General features: G+C 61.3%; 26 protein-coding genes. 18 read left to right on the top strand and 8 right to left on the bottom strand.

Translation table 11 applies throughout. The features are described from left to right. Positions 1–125: 125 nt before the first annotated feature. The 5 genes from PVW51_RS15535 to PVW51_RS15515 form a co-directional block, all read right to left on the bottom strand. Positions 126–422, bottom strand: coding sequence for a 50S ribosomal protein L23 (locus PVW51_RS15535; RefSeq protein ID WP_067296670.1), 297 nt, complete (start codon positions 420–422; stop codon positions 126–128). Then, positions 419–1,036: a 50S ribosomal protein L4 gene (gene rplD / locus PVW51_RS15530; protein ID WP_067296672.1), complete on the bottom strand. Its 618-nt coding sequence runs from the start codon at positions 1,034–1,036 to the stop codon at positions 419–421. Before rplD ends, PVW51_RS15535 begins: the two co-directional genes overlap by 4 nt. Then, positions 1,033–1,905: a 50S ribosomal protein L3 gene (gene rplC, locus PVW51_RS15525; RefSeq protein ID WP_269365828.1), complete on the bottom strand. Its 873-nt coding sequence runs from the start codon at positions 1,903–1,905 to the stop codon at positions 1,033–1,035. Before rplC ends, rplD begins: the two co-directional genes overlap by 4 nt. 13 nt (positions 1,906–1,918) lie before the next feature. Beyond that, positions 1,919–2,236 carry a 30S ribosomal protein S10 gene (gene rpsJ / locus PVW51_RS15520; protein ID WP_005849850.1) on the bottom strand — a complete coding sequence of 106 codons (318 nt, stop codon included), beginning with the start codon at positions 2,234–2,236 and terminating at the stop codon, positions 1,919–1,921. Between the two features lie 210 nt (positions 2,237–2,446). Beyond that, on the bottom strand, positions 2,447–3,013 hold the full coding sequence (locus tag PVW51_RS15515; protein ID WP_274575959.1) for a hypothetical protein: 567 nt from the start codon (positions 3,011–3,013) through the stop codon (positions 2,447–2,449). Positions 3,014–3,203: 190 nt separating this feature from the next. On the opposite strand from PVW51_RS15515, the gene PVW51_RS15510 reads away from it, so the two are divergent. Further along, on the top strand, positions 3,204–4,322 hold the full coding sequence (locus PVW51_RS15510; protein WP_274575958.1) for a hypothetical protein: 1,119 nt from the start codon (positions 3,204–3,206) through the stop codon (positions 4,320–4,322). 97 nt (positions 4,323–4,419) lie between these two features. Here the strand turns inward: PVW51_RS15510 and PVW51_RS15505 are convergent, their stop codons facing one another. After that, positions 4,420–5,040 (bottom strand): 2OG-Fe(II) oxygenase family protein, encoded by a 621-nt coding sequence (locus PVW51_RS15505; protein ID WP_274575957.1) that lies wholly within the window; start codon positions 5,038–5,040, stop codon positions 4,420–4,422. A gap of 204 nt (positions 5,041–5,244) precedes the next feature. On the opposite strand from PVW51_RS15505, the gene rpmC reads away from it, so the two are divergent. From rpmC to rpmD, 11 genes are all read left to right on the top strand, one after another. Further along, the gene (rpmC, locus tag PVW51_RS15500) at positions 5,245–5,451 is read left to right on the top strand and encodes a 50S ribosomal protein L29 (protein WP_269365840.1); all 207 of its coding nucleotides are present in this window, start codon (positions 5,245–5,247) and stop codon (positions 5,449–5,451) included. Between the two features lie 11 nt (positions 5,452–5,462). Further along, positions 5,463–5,702, top strand: a complete 240-nt coding sequence (gene rpsQ, locus PVW51_RS15495; protein ID WP_269365841.1) for a 30S ribosomal protein S17 — start codon at positions 5,463–5,465, stop codon at positions 5,700–5,702. 69 nt (positions 5,703–5,771) lie between these two features. Further along, positions 5,772–6,140 (top strand): 50S ribosomal protein L14, encoded by a 369-nt coding sequence (gene rplN / locus PVW51_RS15490; protein WP_067296687.1) that lies wholly within the window; start codon positions 5,772–5,774, stop codon positions 6,138–6,140. Then, on the top strand, positions 6,140–6,451 hold the full coding sequence (gene rplX, locus PVW51_RS15485; protein ID WP_067296689.1) for a 50S ribosomal protein L24: 312 nt from the start codon (positions 6,140–6,142) through the stop codon (positions 6,449–6,451). Before rplN ends, rplX begins: the two co-directional genes overlap by 1 nt. Then, positions 6,444–7,007, top strand: coding sequence for a 50S ribosomal protein L5 (rplE, locus tag PVW51_RS15480; protein WP_269365843.1), 564 nt, complete (start codon positions 6,444–6,446; stop codon positions 7,005–7,007). Before rplX ends, rplE begins: the two co-directional genes overlap by 8 nt. Before the next feature lie 19 nt (positions 7,008–7,026). Then, complete coding sequence (rpsN, locus tag PVW51_RS15475; RefSeq protein ID WP_114273610.1) at positions 7,027–7,332, top strand: 30S ribosomal protein S14; 306 nt, start codon at positions 7,027–7,029, stop codon at positions 7,330–7,332. A 12-nt stretch (positions 7,333–7,344) separates the two neighbouring features. Beyond that, complete coding sequence (gene rpsH, locus PVW51_RS15470) at positions 7,345–7,737, top strand: 30S ribosomal protein S8 (RefSeq protein WP_067296696.1); 393 nt, start codon at positions 7,345–7,347, stop codon at positions 7,735–7,737. Positions 7,738–7,747: 10 nt separating this feature from the next. Beyond that, the gene (gene rplF, locus PVW51_RS15465; protein ID WP_269365847.1) at positions 7,748–8,281 is read left to right on the top strand and encodes a 50S ribosomal protein L6; all 534 of its coding nucleotides are present in this window, start codon (positions 7,748–7,750) and stop codon (positions 8,279–8,281) included. An 11-nt stretch (positions 8,282–8,292) separates the two neighbouring features. After that, complete coding sequence (gene rplR / locus PVW51_RS15460; protein WP_114273608.1) at positions 8,293–8,652, top strand: 50S ribosomal protein L18; 360 nt, start codon at positions 8,293–8,295, stop codon at positions 8,650–8,652. A gap of 144 nt (positions 8,653–8,796) precedes the next feature. After that, entirely contained in the window at positions 8,797–9,378 is a 582-nt protein-coding gene (gene rpsE / locus PVW51_RS15455; protein WP_114273607.1) for a 30S ribosomal protein S5, read from the top strand. A gap of 3 nt (positions 9,379–9,381) precedes the next feature. Continuing rightward, positions 9,382–9,570, top strand: a complete 189-nt coding sequence (gene rpmD / locus PVW51_RS15450; RefSeq protein WP_114273606.1) for a 50S ribosomal protein L30 — start codon at positions 9,382–9,384, stop codon at positions 9,568–9,570. A 92-nt stretch (positions 9,571–9,662) separates the two neighbouring features. Here the strand turns inward: rpmD and PVW51_RS15445 are convergent, their stop codons facing one another. Then, on the bottom strand, positions 9,663–11,114 hold the full coding sequence (locus PVW51_RS15445) for an aldehyde dehydrogenase family protein (protein ID WP_274575945.1): 1,452 nt from the start codon (positions 11,112–11,114) through the stop codon (positions 9,663–9,665). Between the two features lie 66 nt (positions 11,115–11,180). Beyond that, positions 11,181–12,071 carry a LysR family transcriptional regulator gene (locus tag PVW51_RS15440; protein ID WP_274575943.1) on the bottom strand — a complete coding sequence of 297 codons (891 nt, stop codon included), beginning with the start codon at positions 12,069–12,071 and terminating at the stop codon, positions 11,181–11,183. 102 nt (positions 12,072–12,173) lie between these two features. On the opposite strand from PVW51_RS15440, the gene PVW51_RS15435 reads away from it, so the two are divergent. The 6 genes from PVW51_RS15435 (at position 12,174) to rpsM (ending at position 17,392) form a co-directional block, all read left to right on the top strand. Beyond that, entirely contained in the window at positions 12,174–12,797 is a 624-nt protein-coding gene (locus PVW51_RS15435) for a class I SAM-dependent methyltransferase (RefSeq protein WP_274575941.1), read from the top strand. Positions 12,798–12,958: 161 nt separating this feature from the next. Continuing rightward, entirely contained in the window at positions 12,959–13,438 is a 480-nt protein-coding gene (gene rplO / locus PVW51_RS15430; protein ID WP_269365855.1) for a 50S ribosomal protein L15, read from the top strand. A gap of 122 nt (positions 13,439–13,560) precedes the next feature. After that, entirely contained in the window at positions 13,561–14,934 is a 1,374-nt protein-coding gene (secY, locus tag PVW51_RS15425) for a preprotein translocase subunit SecY (protein ID WP_269365857.1), read from the top strand. Beyond that, entirely contained in the window at positions 14,931–15,509 is a 579-nt protein-coding gene (locus PVW51_RS15420) for an adenylate kinase (protein ID WP_269365858.1), read from the top strand. Before secY ends, PVW51_RS15420 begins: the two co-directional genes overlap by 4 nt. Before the next feature lie 176 nt (positions 15,510–15,685). Continuing rightward, entirely contained in the window at positions 15,686–16,741 is a 1,056-nt protein-coding gene (locus PVW51_RS15415; protein WP_274575931.1) for a Hint domain-containing protein, read from the top strand. Between the two features lie 282 nt (positions 16,742–17,023). Then, a complete protein-coding gene (gene rpsM, locus PVW51_RS15410; protein WP_067296723.1) occupies positions 17,024–17,392 on the top strand; it encodes a 30S ribosomal protein S13 in 369 nt (122 codons plus the stop codon). Positions 17,393–17,404 lie beyond the last annotated feature (12 nt).

The raw sequence follows: 17,404 nt of genomic DNA, 5'->3' as shown, positions 1-17,404 counted from the left end.
ATTTGCTTACAAATATGTAAGGTAGATTGCCGCCGGCGGTGCAAATGCGCTAAACCTGCACCGCGAAACAGAAAAAGGCCCCCCGCTTGCGCGGAGGGCCTTTGCATCTTTTCGCGTCTCGGGCCTTACAGCCCGGTGGAGACGTCGATCGTGTTGCCTTCTTCCAGCGTCACATAGGCCTTCTTGACGTCCCGGCGTGTGCCGATCTGGCCACGGAAACGCTTGACCTTGCCCTTGGTGATGGTCGTGTTCACGGCCTTCACCTTGACACCAAAGAGCGCCTCTACGGCCTCCTTGATCTGGGGCTTGTTGCTGCCCATCGCCACTTCAAAGACGACGGCGTTGTTTTCCGACGCCATTGTCGCTTTCTCGGTGATGATCGGCTTGCGGATCACGTCGTAATGTTCGTGCTTGGCGGTCATTTCAAACGGGCCTCCAGTGCTTCGATCCCCGCCTTGGTGATCACCAGGGTGTCACGCTTGAGGATGTCGTAAACGTTTGCGCCCATTGTCGGCAGGATATCCAGACCTTCGATGTTGCGCGCGGCTTGCAGGAAGTTCTCATTCACGGTTGCACCGTCAATGATCAGCGCCCGCTTCCAGCCGAGGTTTTTCACCTGCTTGGCCAGAGCTGCTGTTTTGCCATCGGACATCGCGTCATCAATGATGACCAATGCACCGGCTTTCGCCTTGGCGGACAGCGCGTGGCGCAGGCCCAGCTTGCGGAACTTCTTGGTCAGTTCGTGACCGTGGCTGCGCGGGGTCGGGCCCTTGTAGATACCACCCTTGCGGAAGATCGGTGCAGAACGTGCGCCGTGGCGTGCGCCGCCGGTGCCTTTCTGGCGATAGATCTTCTTGGTCGAGTAGCTCACTTCGGACCGTGTCTTGACCTTGTGCGTGCCTTGCTGGGCGTTGTTACGCTGCCAGCGCACGACGCGGTGCAGGATGTCGGCGCGCGGCTCAAGGCCGAACAGGGCCTCGTCCAGGTCTACCGATCCGGCCTTGCCGCCGTCGAGTTTGATGACATCGAGTTTCATGCGTCACCTTCTTTCTTGTCTTCGTCAGCGGCCGGCTCATCGGAACCTTCGGCTGCGATTTCGGCTTCAGCGGCTTTCAGCGCTTCGGCTTCGGCTGCTGCTTGCTCTTCGGCCAGACGCTTGGCTTCGGCTTCTGCCTCGGCTGCGGCTGCGGCGGCTGCCTCTTCGGCGGCTTTCGCGGCTTCGTCGGCGGCGGACTTCAGCGCGGCGGGCAGGATCGCGTCATCGGGGAACGGTTTCTTGACCGCGTCCTTGACGGTGACCCAGCCACCCTTGGAGCCGGGGACGGCGCCCTTGACCATGATCAGACCACGTGCGCTGTCGGTTTTGACAACTTCGAGGTTCTGGGTGGTGACACGGGCAGCACCCATGTGACCGGCCATCTTCTTGCCCTTGAACACCTTGCCGGGGTCCTGACACTGGCCTGTGGAACCGTGCGAACGGTGCGAGATCGACACACCGTGCGAGGCCCGCAGACCGCCGAAGTTGTGGCGCTTCATCGCACCGGCAAAACCTTTACCGATGGAGGTGCCTGCAACGTCAACATACTGACCGGCAAAGTAATGGTCCGCGATGATTTCCTCACCAACGGGGATCAGGTTTTCCGCGTCCACGCGGAACTCGGCAACCTTGCGCTTGGGTTCAACCTTGGCGGCGGCAAAGTGGCCGCGCATCGCCTGGGAGGTCCGCTTGACCTTGGCTGTGCCCGCACCGAGCTGAACGGCGGTATAGCCGTCTTTTTCGGTGGTACGCTGTGCGACAACCTGAAGTTTGTCGAGTTGAAGAACGGTAACGGGGATCTGACGCCCGTCTTCCATGAACAGTCGGGTCATGCCGACTTTTTTCGCAATAACGCCTGAGCGCAACATGTTCTTGCCCTCCTTACGATTGCAGCTTGATCTCGACGTCCACACCAGCGGCCAGGTCGAGCTTCATCAGCGCGTCCACGGTCTGGGGAGTCGGATCAACGATGTCCAGCAGGCGCTTGTGCGTGCGGATCTCGAATTGGTCACGGGATTTCTTGTCAACGTGGGGACCACGCAGAACGGTGAATTTCTCGATCTTGTTCGGCAGCGGAATGGGGCCGCGAACGGAGGCGCCGGTGCGTTTGGCGGTGTTGACGATTTCCTGGGTGGAGGCATCAAGCACCCGGTAATCAAACGCCTTCAGGCGAATGCGGATGTTCTGGCTTTGAGCCATGTGCAAATCCCTTGTCTTTGGGATGTCAACGGATTGGAGGACAGGCGCTCATCGCTCGCCCTCGTCGCGTCTTGATGTGTAACTGAAACGGGGCGCGTGTGGACGCACCCCGACTCAATGGCCGTGCTATAGGGGATGCGGGGGGAGGTGGCAAGGGGCGAGTTCTGACTGCTGGCCGATCTGCAGGGACCTGCCCGAACGGCTGTCGGTTCAGTCCTTGCGGCGCAACAGGGTTCTGATCTCGCGCTCTATGGTGCCTTCGCGCACGCGGCGAAACAACAGGTCCAGCCCGCCAGGGGCCAGCGTGCGGTGGAATTCCTGCATCTCGTAATCCCCCGCCGGGTCGATGAACAGGGAGAAGACGGAGAAAGTGTCGCCCTCAATCCGGGCCCAGACAAAGGGTTCGCCCTGCAAGGGGTCCAGCGGCGTGGCCTTGCCGAAAAGGTTCGTCTTCATCGCGGATTGATAGATGTTGTCACGGGCGCTGGGGACGAATCCGATGGAATAGGACTTTTCCTTGATCCGGCCGTCCTCGCGGTGGGTGGCGGAGGTCCAGCTGAGTTTGAACCCCTCCTTGGTCGGCGCGATGGTGACGCTCATGTCCCGTTTCTGCGGGACGCCGTCCACCATCACCTCCGCTTCGCCTTCGTAGGAGCCGACAAAATCCTTGATGGTTGCGGCATGTGTGATCGCGGGGATCAGCGTCATGCAGAACGCGAGGATGAGCGCCAGCAGGAGGGCAGTCGGAAACCGGAGGGGGGAGAGGCGAACTGTCATTCTGGAACCTTACCGCGTTTGGCCTGGCAGTGTCAGGATTCTTTGCAGTGCAATGCGCGCGCTGTGCTGCGGCAGGCACCGGCACCGGTCATTGATATATATATCGTGGAACCTGTCGCGCCGCATGGGCGTTGATCACGAAATATTGACAACTTTACAGGGCCGCGCGGCCCGCAGGGGGAAACACATCATGGCTGACAGCAAGAAGACATCGTGGAACACGGAACTGTTGGCGGTCGGTGCGGTGGCCGTTCTTGGCTGGGGCACGGCGCTTTACTTTGTTACTGCGCAGTCGCAATCGGATCGGACGATCCAGCAGCTTGAAAGCGACATCAGTCAGCGCGCCGAGGCCAGCGGCACCGTGGAGGATCTGCAGGCACGGATCGCCAGCCTGCAACCCGAAGTCGCGACGTTGGAGGGGGAACGCGATGCGGTCCAGGGCGAGATCGACACGCTGCAACCGCAGCTGGACGGGTTGCGCAACCAGCAATCCGAAGCCGAGAGCACAATCGCGCAGCAGCAGCAAAAGATCGAGGAACTGGAAGCGCAGCTGGCGCCGATGCGGGAAGAGATCGCCGGATTCGAGCAACGCAAGAGCGGCCTGACCACGGAAATCGACGCGCAGTCGCAGGAGCTGAACGATGTGAACGCGCGCCTTGAAGAGGCGCGGTCCGAAGAAGCGACATTGCGCGAGACTCTGGCAACCCTGACCGACGACAGCGCGCGCCTGTCAGAGGATGCCGCCGCCGCCGAAAAGAAGATGCAGGAACTGACGCAGCAGGAGACGGATCTGCGCGCGCAGGTGACCACGATGGAAACCAACCTGACCGAGATGGAAGCGCGCAGGCAGTCGTTGCAATCCGACATCGAGCGGCTGACGGCAGAGCGCAGCGCATTGGCGACCGACGTGGAACAGGCGGAGGCGCAGCGGCAGGAGGTCCAGCAGATGGTGACCGATCTGACCGCGAACCTTGAGGAGCGGTCGAACGCGCTGCTTGAGGCGGAACGGCGGATGAGCGAATTGCAATCGGGTGATACAGCCCAGGGCAGCGAAGCGACAGCGCCCGGCGATGGCACTTCTGCAAAGGGGACAGAGGACAGCCCCCGGGATGGCGATAAAGCGGTTCAATCCGGCACGGATGAGGCGGCTGCGGAGGGCTCCGCCGCCGAAGGATCGGAAAACGCCGATGCGCCGGCTGGTGATGCCCAGTCAGATGCCGGTTCTGACAGCGAAAGCACGGAGGATGCCGGTGCTGCGGATCAACCGGCCGGTGACACGGAAGAAGCCCCCAAACCCACCGACAAGTGATCGCGCGCACATTATATAGTGCAGATATAGTAAAGCAGAGCCAGACCCCCGTCCGCGCAGCTACCGGCGGGGGCATTGCTGCGCTGACCTGCCAGCGTCAGCCCCAGCTGTAGTTGAAGCTGACGGAGATGCGGTCTTCCTCGGACATGTTCATCGGCACCTCGTGGCGCAGCCAGCTTTCCCACAGCAGGACATCACCCACCTTGGGCGCGACATAGGCAAATGTGCGCATCTCGGGCCGGGCCTCCTTCAGCCGGCCGGGGGCGGCCATCATCATCGGCAGGCGCGGGTCCTCGAACTTGATGGCGCTGGCCCCGTCGGGCATGGCGACATAGGTCGTGCCGGAAATCACCGAATGCGGATGCAGGTGGCCGGTGTGGATGCCGCCCTCGGGCAGGATGTTGATCCACAGGTCCTCAAGCTTCAGCTGCTTGCCATCCAGGTCGAATTGCAGATCCCTGGCAAAATCCGCCACATGTTTGTCCAGCGCCTTGACCAGATCCTTGAAGATCGGAAAGCGGTAGGGCAGGTCCGTCAGCGAGGCGTAGGAGGTATAGCCGGGGTATCCGTTGTCTTCCGACCATTGCTGCCCCGCCTCGTCATCCTCTGCGATGGAATAACAGGAGGCCTCCATCTCGTCCGGGTCGATGGCAGGGCCATGCGCAGACAGGGCGGCATGGTAAAGGCGGGTCACGAAAAGGGATCTGATATCGGTCATGGCGGTTGGATACCCCAGTGACGCGGGCAAGGCGAGTGGTAAGAAGGGGCGAAGTGACGGTCTTTGCCACGCAAAATGGCCCAATCCGACAACAGGGGTTGCGTTAAATCGGCTCCCGGCGTATTGGCACCCTTCATCATGAACTCCACCAGAATCATGGTCACCCTTTAGGGGCCTGCTGGTGATGTTGAAAGGAAAGCGTCAATGAACGCCAAGGAACTGCATGACAAGACGCCGGATCAGCTCCGGGACGAGCTTGTCAATCTGAAGAAAGAAGCCTTCAACCTGCGCTTCCAGCAAGCCACCGGCCAGCTGGAAAACCCCGCGCGTCTGCGTACCGTCAAACGTGACGTCGCCCGTGTGAAAACAGTGTTGAACCAAAAGGCCGCTCAAGCGGCTGCTGCGGAATAAGGAGAGCACCTATGCCCAAGCGTATCTTGTCCGGTGTCGTGACCTCCGACGCAAACGAACAGACAGTCACCGTTTCCGTGGAACGCCGTTTCACGCACCCGGTTCTGAAAAAGACCATCCGTAAGTCCAAGAAGTACCGGGCGCACGATGAGAACAACACATTCAAGGTGGGCGACAGTGTCCGCATCATCGAATGTGCACCAAAGTCGAAAACCAAACGTTGGGAAGTGCTGCAGACCGCTGAGGCCTGAAGCACCAACCGTTAATCGAAACCCTGGGGACAAGGCACGCATCGCCCCCCAAAGGTCGGGAGAAACCAAATGATCCAGATGCAGACCAACCTGGATGTTGCTGACAACAGCGGCGCACGCCGTGTTCAGTGCATCAAGGTCCTGGGTGGTTCCAAGCGTAAGTACGCGTCCGTCGGCGACATCATTGTCGTGTCGGTCAAGGAAGCCATCCCCCGCGGTCGTGTGAAAAAGGGCGACGTCCGCAAGGCCGTCGTTGTTCGCACCGCCAAGGAAGTACGTCGTGACGATGGCACCGCCATCCGCTTCGACCGTAACGCCGCCGTCATCCTGAACAACAACAACGAGCCGATCGGTACACGTATCTTTGGCCCGGTTGTGCGCGAGTTGCGCGGCAAGAACTTCATGAAGATCATCTCGCTTGCGCCGGAGGTGCTGTAATGGCTGCTAAACTTCGCAAAGGTGACAAGGTCATCGTTCTGGCAGGCAAGGACAAGGGCAAGACGGGTTCGATCACGTCTGTTGACCCGAAATCCGGCAAGGCCGTTGTGGACGGGATCAACATTTCCATCCGCGCCACACGCCAGTCCCAGGAAAGCCAGGGCGGCCGCATCCCCAAGGCGATGCCGATCGACCTGAGCAACCTCGCCATCGTCGATGCCAATGGCAAGGCGACACGCGTGGGCTTCAAAATCGAAGGCGACAAGAAAGTGCGCTTTGCAAAAACCACGGGGGACGTGATCGATGCTTGATACTGCAACCTACACACCCCGTCTTCTGAGCGTCTACCGCGACGAGATCCGCGCCAAGATGCGTGAAGAGTTCGGCTACAAGAACGACATGATGATTCCGCGCCTCGACAAGATCGTGCTGAACATCGGTTGTGGTGCCGAAGCCGTGCGTGACAGCAAGAAGGCCAAGAGCGCGCAGGAAGACCTGACCGCGATCGCAGGCCAGAAAGCCATGACCACCGTGGCCAAGAAATCCATCGCCGGTTTCCGTGTGCGTGAAGACATGCCGCTGGGCGCGAAAGTGACCCTGCGCGGTGAGCGCATGTATGAATTCCTGGATCGTCTGATCACGATCGCAATGCCCCGTATCCGCGACTTCCGCGGTATCTCGGGCAAGTCTTTCGACGGCCGCGGCAACTATGCCATGGGCCTGAAAGAGCACATCGTGTTCCCCGAAATCGATTTCGACAAGGTCGATGAGACCTGGGGTATGGACATCGTCATCGCCACAACGGCGAAAACCGACGCAGAAGCGAAAGCATTGTTGAAAGCCTTCAACATGCCTTTCAACTCCTGAGCGCGGGGAAGGATTAGATATGGCTAAGAAATCCATGATCGCACGCGAAAAGAAGCGTGAAGCACTGGTCAAGAAATACGCAGCAAAGCGTGCCGCGCTGAAAGAGATCATCAGCGATGAAAGCAAGCCGATGGAAGAGCGTTTCCGCGCCTCCCTGAAGCTGGCGAAACTGCCCCGCAACTCCAGCGCCGTGCGTCTGCACAACCGCTGCCAGCTGACGGGCCGTCCGCACGCCTATTACCGTAAACTCAAAATCTCGCGTATCGCGCTGCGTGATCTCGGCTCCTCGGGCCAGATCCCCGGCATGGTCAAGTCGAGCTGGTAAGGAGCGCATCAGATGAACGATCCTATCGCAGATATGCTGACACGCATCCGCAACAGCCAGATGCGCGGCAAGTCCACCGTCATGACACCGGCGTCCAAGCTGCGTGCCTGGGTGCTGGATGTGCTGGCCGACGAAGGCTACATTCGCGGCTATGAAAAGATGACGGGCGCCGACGGCCACCCCGCCATCGAAATCAGCCTGAAGTACTACGAGGGTGAACCTGTCATTCGCGAGCTGAAGCGGGTTTCCAAGCCCGGTCGCCGCGTCTACATGGGCGCCAATGACATCCCGCAGGTCCGTCAGGGTCTGGGTGTGTCGATTGTCTCCACCCCCAAGGGTGTGATGTCGGATGCTGCTGCACGGACTGCCAATGTTGGCGGCGAAGTGCTCTGCACCGTATTCTAAGGAGAATTCGATGTCTCGTATTGGTAAAAAACCGGTCGCACTGCCCAGCGGTGTTTCCGCGTCCGTTTCCGGCCAGACCGTCGAAGTGAAAGGCCCCAAGGGGACCCGCAGCTTCAAGGCGACCGACGATGTCACCATCACGGTCGAGGATAATGTGATCACCGTGACGCCGCGCGGCAAGTCCAAGCGCGCGCGCCAGCAGTGGGGCATGTCCCGCACCATGGTGGCGAACCTCGTCACCGGTGTGACCGACGGCTTCAAGAAAGAGCTGGAAATCCAGGGTGTTGGTTATCGTGCCGCGATGACCGGCAACACTCTGAAACTGAACCTCGGCCTGTCGCATGACGTGGACTATGTTGCGCCCGAAGGCGTGACCGTCTCTGCGCCCAAGCAGACCGAAATCGTTGTGGAAGGCATTGACGAACAGCTTGTTGGTCAGGTTGCTTCGAACATCCGCGCGTGGCGCAAGCCCGAGCCCTACAAGGGCAAGGGCATCCGCTACAAGGGCGAGTTCATCTTCCGCAAAGAAGGCAAGAAGAAGTAAGGAACGCAAAGATGGCAAACACGAAAAGACAGTTGTTTATCAAACGCCGCCTGCGCGTTCGGAACAAGCTTCGCCGCGTCAACGCCGGGCGCCTGCGCCTCAGCGTGCACCGGTCTTCCAAGAACATCAGCGTTCAGCTGATCGACGATGTGGCTGGCAAGACAATAGCTTCCGCCTCCTCCCTGGAAAAGGATCTGGGCGTGGTCGGCAAGAACAACATCGACGCGGCAACCAAGGTTGGTGCGGCGATTGCGGAGCGTGCCAAGAAGGCCGGCGTGGAAGAAGCATACTTTGACCGGGGCGGTTTCCTGTTCCACGGCAAGGTGAAGGCGCTTGCAGATGCGGCCCGCGAAGGCGGTCTGAAAATCTAAGTGGCGGTGCGCAGTGAATGCGCACCCTACGATCAAAAAAGCTGTAGGGTGCGCATTCACTGCGCACCTTCGATGATCCGGGGGCCACACGCCCACCTGGATTGACCAAACAGGGCACAGGCCCGCAGAACAAGGAGGCCGCAAATGGCCAGAGATGACAACCGTGGGGGCAACCGCCGCAACCAGCGCGAAGAGACCCCGGAATTTGCAGACCGCCTTGTGGCGATCAACCGCGTGTCCAAGACCGTCAAGGGTGGTAAGCGCTTTGGCTTTGCCGCACTTGTCGTTGTCGGCGACCAGAAAGGCCGCGTCGGCTTTGGCAAGGGTAAGGCCAAGGAAGTCCCCGAGGCGATCCGCAAGGCCACAGAGCAGGCCAAGCGCCAGATGATCCGCGTTCAACTGCGCGAAGGCCGCACTCTGCACCACGACATGGCCGGCCGTCACGGCGCGGGCAAGGTCGTGATGCGCAGCGCACCGGAAGGTACCGGGATCATCGCCGGTGGTCCGATGCGTGCCGTTTTCGAAATGCTGGGCGTGAAGGATGTTGTGTCCAAGTCCATCGGTTCGCAGAACCCCTACAACATGATCCGCGCCACCATGGACGGCCTGCGCAAAGAGCAGTCGCCCCGTTCCGTGGCGCAGCGTCGCGGCAAGAAGGTCGCGGACATTCTGCCCAAGCGTGAAGATGCCGTTGAAACATCTTCGCAAGTAGCCGAGGAGGCCTAAACCATGGCGAAAACCATTGTCGTAAAGCAAATCGGTTCGCCGATCCGCCGCCCCGCAAAACAGCGTGCCACGCTGATCGGTCTGGGTCTGAACAAGATGAACCGCACCCGCGAGCTGGAAGACACGCCTTCCGTGCGCGGCATGATCAATTCGATCCCCCATATGGTCGAGATCATCGAAGAAAAAGGGTAACCGGTTTTCTGAAAGACAGGACCGGGGTTTTCGAAAACCCCGGCACCAGTATCAGACGCCCCGCAGGTTGCTGCGGGGCGTTTTGTATTTCACTACCCGTGAAAGGCCGCCACGGTCTTGAGCGAGGTGAACCCGTAGAGCGCCTCGAACCCCTTTTCGCGGCCATGGCCCGACAGCCCGGTTCCGCCAAAAGGCAGTTCCACCCCGCCGCCGGCACCATAGTTGTTCAGGAACACCTGACCCGCGTGCAAGGCGCGTGCCAGCCGCATTTGCCGTGCGCCATCCCGCGTCCAGACCGAAGCGACAAGCCCGTAGTCGGTGCCATTGGCGATGGCCAGCGCCTCGGCCTCATCCTCGAAGGGGATGATGACCTGCACGGGGCCAAAAATCTCGTCCTGCGCCAGCGGGTGATCCGCCGCGACCCCGGCAAAGAGGGTGGGGGCAACATAGGCCCCGTTCTCTGGCAGATCGCAAAGGGTGGCCTGCGCCGCAATTTCCAGATCGCTGCCGCGTTCGAGGAACCCGCGCACGATATCGCGCTGCCGGGTCGAGATCAGCGGCCCCACGTCCAGATCACTCAGGGCAGGACCGACCCGCAGCGCGGCATAGCGTTCGGCCATGGCGCTGACAACGCGGTCATAGACACCGTGCTGCACCAGGATGCGCGAAGAGGCGGAACAGGTCTGGCCCGCGTTCTGGATGCCCGCGTTGACAAGGAAGGGCAGGGCGGCGTCAATATCGGCATCGTCAAAGACCAGCTGCGGCGATTTGCCCCCCAGTTCCAGCGTGACCGGCACCACATTGTCACCTGCCGCCTTCTGGATCAGCTTGCCGACCCCGACAGAGCCGGTGAAGGAGACGTGTTGCACGCCGGGATGCCCGGCCAGCGCCGCGCCTGCCTCGGCCCCCAGCCCCGGCACCACGTTCAGCGCGCCATCGGGCAGGCCCGCCCGCCGCGCCAGCTCGCCAAAGGCCAGTGCGGTCAGGCAGGCTTCTTCCGCCGGTTTCAGCACGGCGGCATTGCCGGTGGCCAGGGCGGCACCGACCGACCGGCCGATGATCTGCATCGGGTAGTTCCAGGGGATGATATGCCCGGTGACCCCATGCGCCTCGCGCAGGGTATAGACGGTATAGCCGTCGAGATAGGGGATGGTCGTGCCATGCAGCTTGTCCACGGCACCCGCATAGAACTCCATGTAGCGGGCCAGGGCGTTCACATCCGCGAGGGCCTGTTTCAGGGGTTTGCCCACGTCCAATGCCTCAAGCCGCGCCAGTTCGTCGGCGTTTTCCAGAACCAATGCGCCGATCCGCGACAGGATGCGCCCCCGTTCCAGCGCGGTTGCGCGGCCCCAGGCCCCGGCATGTGCCGCCGTTGCCGCTGCGACGGCCCGGTCAATATCCTCCGCCGTGCCGCGCGCGATCTCGCACAGCGCGCTGCCGTCCGACGGGTTGGTCAGCGGCAAGGTCGCGCCACCTGCGGGGGGCTGCCACTGGCCATTGATCAGGCACAGGGCAGGGTCGGTATCGAGCGGGCGTAGCGGCATCGGGAATACTCCGAGAGAATGAAGGCCGGGTCAGGATACCGCGCCGCCCCGCAGTGTCGAGAGCTGTCAGCGTGGCAGATGATCGGCGAGAAAGTCGAACACCAGCCGGATGCGCGGATTGCTGTGCAATTCCCGGTGCGCCACCAGCCAGGTGGGAAAGATGATTTCCGGAACCAGATCCGGCAGGACCGGCACAACCCCTGTCGTCCGGGCGCCAAGGGTTTCGGACATCAGGCCCATGCCCAGCCCATGGCGCACCATTTCCCAGCCGACGACGCCGCTTTCGGACCAATGGACAAAATTGGCGGTGGTCAGTGGCAGTTTCAGCGCGGCGATCTGCGGCAGCATCTGCGCCGGTTCGCCATAGCCGATCATGCGCGCCCGGGCGAAATCCGCGATGCTGCGGGGCAGGCCGTATTCTTCGGCATAGCTTTGCGCGGCATAGCAATGGGCGCGGGTCTGGAACAGCAGCTTGGCGGTCAGGTCGTGTTGCGTGGGGCGCACATGGCGGATGGCAATATCGGCCTCGCGACGCCTGAGGTCGCTCAGCGCGTTGGAGGCGACGACCTCTACCGTGATGCCGGGGGCCGTGTGGCGCAGCAGGGCCAGCGTTTCCGGCAGCAGAAGCGCGGCGGTCACGTCGCTGGCGCTGATCGACACATGCCCCTCGACCGAGGTCGACCGCCCGGAGGCGGTCAGGGATATCCGCTCGGCGGCAGCGCCCATGCGTTTGAAATGATCCAGCATGTCGCGCCCCGCGTCGGTCAGTTGCAGGGTCTTGCCGACACGGTCGAACAGCAGCACGCCCAGGTCCTGTTCCAGCCCCGCGACCTGCCGGCTGAGGGTCGGTTGGGTCAGGCCAAGCGCCCGGGCGGCGGCAGAGAGCGACCCATGTTCAGCCGTCGCCAGAAAGGCGCGGCCCCGGTTCCAGTCAAAGCTCATCTGGGCGTTATCCATGCAATATCGTATATCGAAACTGCATATTTCCACAATTACCTTGCATATGCGTATGAATTACCCAGTGACAACACAGAGAGTGGCAAGCTGAGGGAGACGAAGATGAAGCCAAGTGCGAAATTCTGGGATGGTGCCGCCAGGAAATACGCCCGCCAGCCCGTCAGGGATGAAGCGGCCTATGCCCAGACGCTGGACCGCATCCGGTCTTACCTGCGCCAGCAGGACAGGGTGCTGGAGGTCGGCTGCGGCACAGGGTCGACTGCGCTGACACTGGCCCCACAGGTTGATCAATTGCATGCGACGGATCTGTCGCAGGCGATGATCGACATCGCGAAAGGCAAGGCGCAGGCGCAAGAGGTTGGCAATGTGACCTTCAGCACGATGGCGGTCGGGCGCGGTGTCGACGCGGGCGGCCCCTTTGACGTGGTGATGGGGTTGAACCTGTTGCACCTGGTGGAGGACCTGCAGGGCGCGCTGGCGGGACTGGCGGACCAGACCGCCAAGGGCGGGTTGCTGATCACCAAGACCGTCTGTCTGGGTGAGAAGCCGGGCATCTGGCGCTTGGTCCTGCCGGTGATGCAGCTGATCGGCAAGGCCCCCTTTGTCCGCTTTCTCAGGATCGCCGATCTGGACCGCACCATCGAAGAAGCGGGGTTCGAGATTATCGAGACCGGGAATTACCCGGCCGCACCACCCAGTCATTTCGTCGTGGCCCGCAAGCTGTGACGTGCGGTCCGCGCGGGGCAATGTGCAACCCCGCTTGATCCTGCGCCGGTGCTCGTCTATACGCCCCCGGTGGACGCTTGACGCGTCCGCTATAGATTCGTAAACGCCGCGTTTGGCCGCTCCCGTCGCTGGGGGCCAATTCCGGCAAAAGGAGAAGCGACATGAAACTGAATGAACTTTCCGACAATCCGGGCGCATCCAAGAAACGCATGCGCGTTGCCCGTGGCCCCGGCTCTGGCAAGGGCAAGATGGGTGGCCGTGGTATCAAGGGTCAAAAATCCCGTTCCGGCGTGTCGATCAATGGCTACGAAGGCGGCCAGATGCCGCTCTACCAACGTCTGCCCAAGCGTGGCTTCAACAAGCCGAACCGCAAGAGCTTTGCCGTTGTGAACCTGGGCCTGATCCAGAAATTCATCGACGCCAAGAAACTGGACGCAGGCAAGGCGATCGACGCCGCCGCGCTGGTTGCATCCGGTCTGGTGCGTCGCGAACTGGACGGCATTCGCGTGCTGGCCAAGGGCGACATCACGTCCAAGGTCGACCTGCAGGTTGCAGGCGCGTCCAAATCTGCCGTTGAAGCGGTGGAAAAAGCGGGCGGCACCCTGACCGTCACAGCACCTGCGGCGGCAGCAGCCGAGTAATCGGACCTTAAGACTTGTGAGCGGGCCGCGACCCGCTTACATGTTCCTTCGAGTTTTCCCAGAACGCCGCCCGCCGGAAAACGGCCGGGGCGGCGTTTGCATAACAATAAAAGAGACCCCTCATGGTATCAGCCGTCGAAAACATGGCCGCCAACACCAGCTGGTCCGCATTGGGCAAGGCGACAGACCTGCGCAACCGGATCCTGTTCACGCTGGGTTTGCTGATCGTCTACCGGTTGGGCACCTTCATTCCGGTGCCGGGGATTGACGGTCAGGCGCTGCGCGATTTCATGGAAAGCGCGGGCCAGGGGATCGGCGGCATGGTGTCCATGTTCACCGGCGGGGCGCTGGGACGGATGGGTATCTTTGCCCTTGGGATCATGCCCTATATCTCGGCCTCGATCATCGTACAACTGATGACCTCGATGGTGCCCGCGCTTGAGCAGCTCAAGAAAGAGGGCGAACAGGGGCGCAAGAAGATCAACCAATACACACGTTACGGCACGGTGGCGCTGGCGACCCTGCAGGCCTATGGGCTGGCGGTCAGCCTGGAGGCGGGCGACATTGCCGCCGATCCGGGGCTTTATTTCCGCATTGCCTGCATGATCACGCTGGTCGGCGGCACCATGTTCCTGATGTGGCTGGGTGAACAGATCACCTCGCGCGGGATCGGCAACGGCATTTCGCTGATCATCTTTGTCGGCATCATCGCCGAGGTTCCTGCCGCGATTGCACAGTTCTTTGCCTCTGGCCGGTCCGGCGCGATCAGCCCGGCGGTGATCATCGGTGTGCTGGTCATGGTGGTGCTCACGATCATGTTCGTCGTGTTCATGGAACGTGCGCTGCGCAAGATCCACATCCAGTATCCCCGCCGCCAGGTCGGGATGAAAATGTATGACGGCGGGTCCAGCCACCTGCCGGTCAAGGTGAACCCGGCGGGCGTGATCCCGGCGATCTTTGCCTCTTCACTGCTGCTGCTGCCGGTCACGATCAGCACATTCTCGGGCAATTCCACCGGTCCGATCATGTCGATCCTGCTGGCGAACTTCGGCCCCGGTCAGCCGCTTTACCTGCTGTTCTTCATCTCGATGATCGTCTTCTTTGCGTATTTCTATACGTTCAACGTCAGCTTCAAACCTGACGAAGTTGCCGAAAACCTGAAAAGCCAGAACGGTTTTGTCCCCGGCATCCGTCCGGGCAAGAAGACAGCGGAATATCTTGAATACGTGGTGAACCGCATCCTGGTTCTGGGTTCTGCCTATCTGGCGCTGGTCTGTGTCCTGCCAGAGGTGCTGCGTGGTCAATTCGCGATCCCCTTCTATTTCGGCGGCACATCGGTGCTGATCGTTGTCTCTGTGACCATGGATACGATCCAGCAGGTTCAGAGCCACCTGCTCGCGCATCAGTACGAAGGTCTACTCGAAAAATCTCAGTTGCGCGGTAAAGGTGCCGGCAAAGGAAAACCACGCAAGAAACGGAGCCCCGTACGCCGATGAACATTATTCTCCTTGGACCGCCGGGCGCCGGCAAAGGCACGCAAGCACGCCATCTGGTTGAAACCCGCAACATGGTTCAGCTTTCCACCGGTGACATGCTGCGCGAGGCCAAGGATTCAGGCACCGAGATGGGCAAGATGGTCGCCGATGTCATGGCGCGTGGCGATCTGGTCACCGATGAGATCGTGATCGGCCTGATCCGCGAAAAGCTGGAAGGCGACAACAAGGGCGGTTTCATCTTTGACGGATTCCCCCGGACGCTGGCGCAGGCCGATGCGCTGTCGCTCCTGATGGAAGAGGTGGGCCAAACCATCGAACATGCCGTGGAACTGCAGGTCGATGATGATGTTCTGGTAGACCGCATCGTCGGCCGCGCCGAAGAGGCCCGCAAGGCAGGCCAGCCGGTGCGCGCGGATGACAATGCCGAAAGCCTGAAGGTGCGCCTGATGGCCTATTACAAACAGACCTCGCCGCTGATCGGCTATTACCACGCCAAGGGACTGCTGCGCGGTGTGGATGGCCTGGGTGCCATCGAGGATGTGCAGCGCAGCATTTCCGCGACTCTGGATTCCTGACGGGACTGTCTCCCGCATCTGATCCGTGGACCGGCGCGCGGGATTATTCCGTCTGCGCGCCGTGGCACCGTCTGTTTCGCCATCAATTTGCCATGAATTTGACTGATCGTTGAATCGGATCCACGAAGAATCGTGGGCCGAACAGGGGCGTCAGACCCCTTCAAGGTGCGGGCAGAATGTCAGGCGAGCAGTTCCTCCTTTCCGGCAACCAGATTGCGAAGTTCTCGACCGCGCATGTCACCTTTCCCGGTGGCACCTCGACCATCAGGCTGAATGGCATCAAGACGCTGGGCGACGAGACCTCCCGCTTCTTCCTGATCCGCACTCAGGGGGAGGGTGAAACCATTGGCAATGGCCAGTTCTTTGCGATCCACGCCGCCGTTCCGAACGCTTCCGGCACGCTGGTGCCGTCGGCCACACCGCTTATCTCTGCCAATTTCTCGACGCCGGATGCCTATAACAATACAGGTGCCGGGGACGACTACATCATCTTCGGCCTTTTCGGCGGCTCCAGGTTCGTTATCGACCTTGGCGGCTTTGCCGATGCCGGGACCGCCACATTCGTGCAGGGGCGCGATGTGCTGCCGGGCGGCAACGGGGAACTGGAGCTGTCGGATATCGCATCCGCCAACCCGGACGAGATTGTCTGTTTCTGCCGTGGCACGCCGATCCGCACGCCGGACGGGGAAGTGGCGGTAGAGAACCTGCGTCCGGGCGACATGGTGACGACCCTGGACAATGGCGCCCAGGCGATTCGCTGGATCGCGACCACGCGCGTCGCCCTGACCCCCGAAAACGCGGCACTTGCCCCCATCCGCTTGCGCCCCGGTGCGCTGGGGCAGGGCCTGCCGCTCTGCGAAATCATGGTGTCGCCCGCCCATCGCTTCCTGTTCTCCGGATCCCGCTGCGAATTGCTGCTGGCAACAGATCAGGCGCTGGTGGCCGCCCGCCATCTTGTCGATGGCTCAGCGATCCAGGAGGTGCGCGACCTGGCGGAGGTCGAATACTGGCATTTCATGTGTGACCGGCACGAAATCGTCTTTGCGGCGGGCAGCGAAACCGAGAGCTTCAATCCAGGCGACCGGGCAGTCGGCACGGTGGACGAACCCACCCGGCGCGAGCTGTTCCGCCTGTTTCCCGAATTGCGCAGCAGTATCTTGCGTGGCATGTGGAAGACCGTTCGGCCCACTGTACGGGCCTATGAGGCGCGTTTGCTCTGCGCCGTGATCTGACCTGGCGGGAAACCCCGATCGGGTTCGCGAAACCCCGCTGTGTCCGGCAAAACCGCTTGCATGTGGCGGAAGCGGGCCCATCGGGCAGTTCGTGCCTTGACCCTTGTCCGGATTGCCCGTAACCAGCCGTATCTTGACGACGAATCAATTTGCGGCAAGGGGGTTTCTCAGTTCCGCAAGATCACCTGATCAGCCAGGCCCGACGCGCCCAAATCGCATCGGGCTTATGTTGTGAAAAAAGGGTCCGGGATGACGGACCCGCAACGAAAAGGAATATGACACGTGGCACGTATTGCCGGCGTTAACATCCCGACTGCAAAGCGGGTTCCCATCGCCCTCACATATATCACCGGTATCGGCAACTCTTCGGCCCGCGCGATCTGCGAAGCCGTTGGCATCGATCTGTCCCGCCGGGTCAACGAACTCAGCGATGCTGAAGTCCTGAAAGTGCGCGAGCACATCGACGAAAACTACACCGTCGAAGGTGACCTGCGTCGTGACACGCAGATGAACATCAAGCGCCTGATGGACCTTGGTTGCTACCGTGGCCTGCGCCACCGCCGCAACCTGCCGGTTCGCGGTCAGCGCACCCATACCAACGCACGCACACGCAAGGGCCCCGCAAAGGCCATTGCCGGCAAGAAGAAATAAGGGAGGGCTGAG

This window comes from Sulfitobacter sp. PR48, from assembly GCF_028807335.1.
Taxonomy (GTDB): Bacteria; Pseudomonadota; Alphaproteobacteria; order Rhodobacterales; family Rhodobacteraceae; genus Sulfitobacter.
Note: the sequence above shows the minus strand (reverse complement) of the source record. Positions and strands in the feature narration are given on the sequence as shown.

Coding starts and splice junctions, on each gene's coding strand:
- PVW51_RS15535 (WP_067296670.1), bottom strand. CDS start 422: ATGACCGCCAAGCACGAACATTACGACGTGATCCGCAAGCCGATCATC.
- rplD (WP_067296672.1), bottom strand. CDS start 1,036: ATGAAACTCGATGTCATCAAACTCGACGGCGGCAAGGCCGGATCGGTA.
- rplC (WP_269365828.1), bottom strand. CDS start 1,905: ATGTTGCGCTCAGGCGTTATTGCGAAAAAAGTCGGCATGACCCGACTG.
- rpsJ (WP_005849850.1), bottom strand. CDS start 2,236: ATGGCTCAAAGCCAGAACATCCGCATTCGCCTGAAGGCGTTTGATTAC.
- PVW51_RS15515 (WP_274575959.1), bottom strand. CDS start 3,013: ATGACAGTTCGCCTCTCCCCCCTCCGGTTTCCGACTGCCCTCCTGCTG.
- PVW51_RS15510 (WP_274575958.1), top strand. CDS start 3,204: ATGGCTGACAGCAAGAAGACATCGTGGAACACGGAACTGTTGGCGGTC.
- PVW51_RS15505 (WP_274575957.1), bottom strand. CDS start 5,040: ATGACCGATATCAGATCCCTTTTCGTGACCCGCCTTTACCATGCCGCC.
- rpmC (WP_269365840.1), top strand. CDS start 5,245: ATGAACGCCAAGGAACTGCATGACAAGACGCCGGATCAGCTCCGGGAC.
- rpsQ (WP_269365841.1), top strand. CDS start 5,463: ATGCCCAAGCGTATCTTGTCCGGTGTCGTGACCTCCGACGCAAACGAA.
- rplN (WP_067296687.1), top strand. CDS start 5,772: ATGATCCAGATGCAGACCAACCTGGATGTTGCTGACAACAGCGGCGCA.
- rplX (WP_067296689.1), top strand. CDS start 6,140: ATGGCTGCTAAACTTCGCAAAGGTGACAAGGTCATCGTTCTGGCAGGC.
- rplE (WP_269365843.1), top strand. CDS start 6,444: ATGCTTGATACTGCAACCTACACACCCCGTCTTCTGAGCGTCTACCGC.
- rpsN (WP_114273610.1), top strand. CDS start 7,027: ATGGCTAAGAAATCCATGATCGCACGCGAAAAGAAGCGTGAAGCACTG.
- rpsH (WP_067296696.1), top strand. CDS start 7,345: ATGAACGATCCTATCGCAGATATGCTGACACGCATCCGCAACAGCCAG.
- rplF (WP_269365847.1), top strand. CDS start 7,748: ATGTCTCGTATTGGTAAAAAACCGGTCGCACTGCCCAGCGGTGTTTCC.
- rplR (WP_114273608.1), top strand. CDS start 8,293: ATGGCAAACACGAAAAGACAGTTGTTTATCAAACGCCGCCTGCGCGTT.
- rpsE (WP_114273607.1), top strand. CDS start 8,797: ATGGCCAGAGATGACAACCGTGGGGGCAACCGCCGCAACCAGCGCGAA.
- rpmD (WP_114273606.1), top strand. CDS start 9,382: ATGGCGAAAACCATTGTCGTAAAGCAAATCGGTTCGCCGATCCGCCGC.
- PVW51_RS15445 (WP_274575945.1), bottom strand. CDS start 11,114: ATGCCGCTACGCCCGCTCGATACCGACCCTGCCCTGTGCCTGATCAAT.
- PVW51_RS15440 (WP_274575943.1), bottom strand. CDS start 12,071: ATGGATAACGCCCAGATGAGCTTTGACTGGAACCGGGGCCGCGCCTTT.
- PVW51_RS15435 (WP_274575941.1), top strand. CDS start 12,174: ATGAAGCCAAGTGCGAAATTCTGGGATGGTGCCGCCAGGAAATACGCC.
- rplO (WP_269365855.1), top strand. CDS start 12,959: ATGAAACTGAATGAACTTTCCGACAATCCGGGCGCATCCAAGAAACGC.
- secY (WP_269365857.1), top strand. CDS start 13,561: ATGGTATCAGCCGTCGAAAACATGGCCGCCAACACCAGCTGGTCCGCA.
- PVW51_RS15420 (WP_269365858.1), top strand. CDS start 14,931: ATGAACATTATTCTCCTTGGACCGCCGGGCGCCGGCAAAGGCACGCAA.
- PVW51_RS15415 (WP_274575931.1), top strand. CDS start 15,686: ATGTCAGGCGAGCAGTTCCTCCTTTCCGGCAACCAGATTGCGAAGTTC.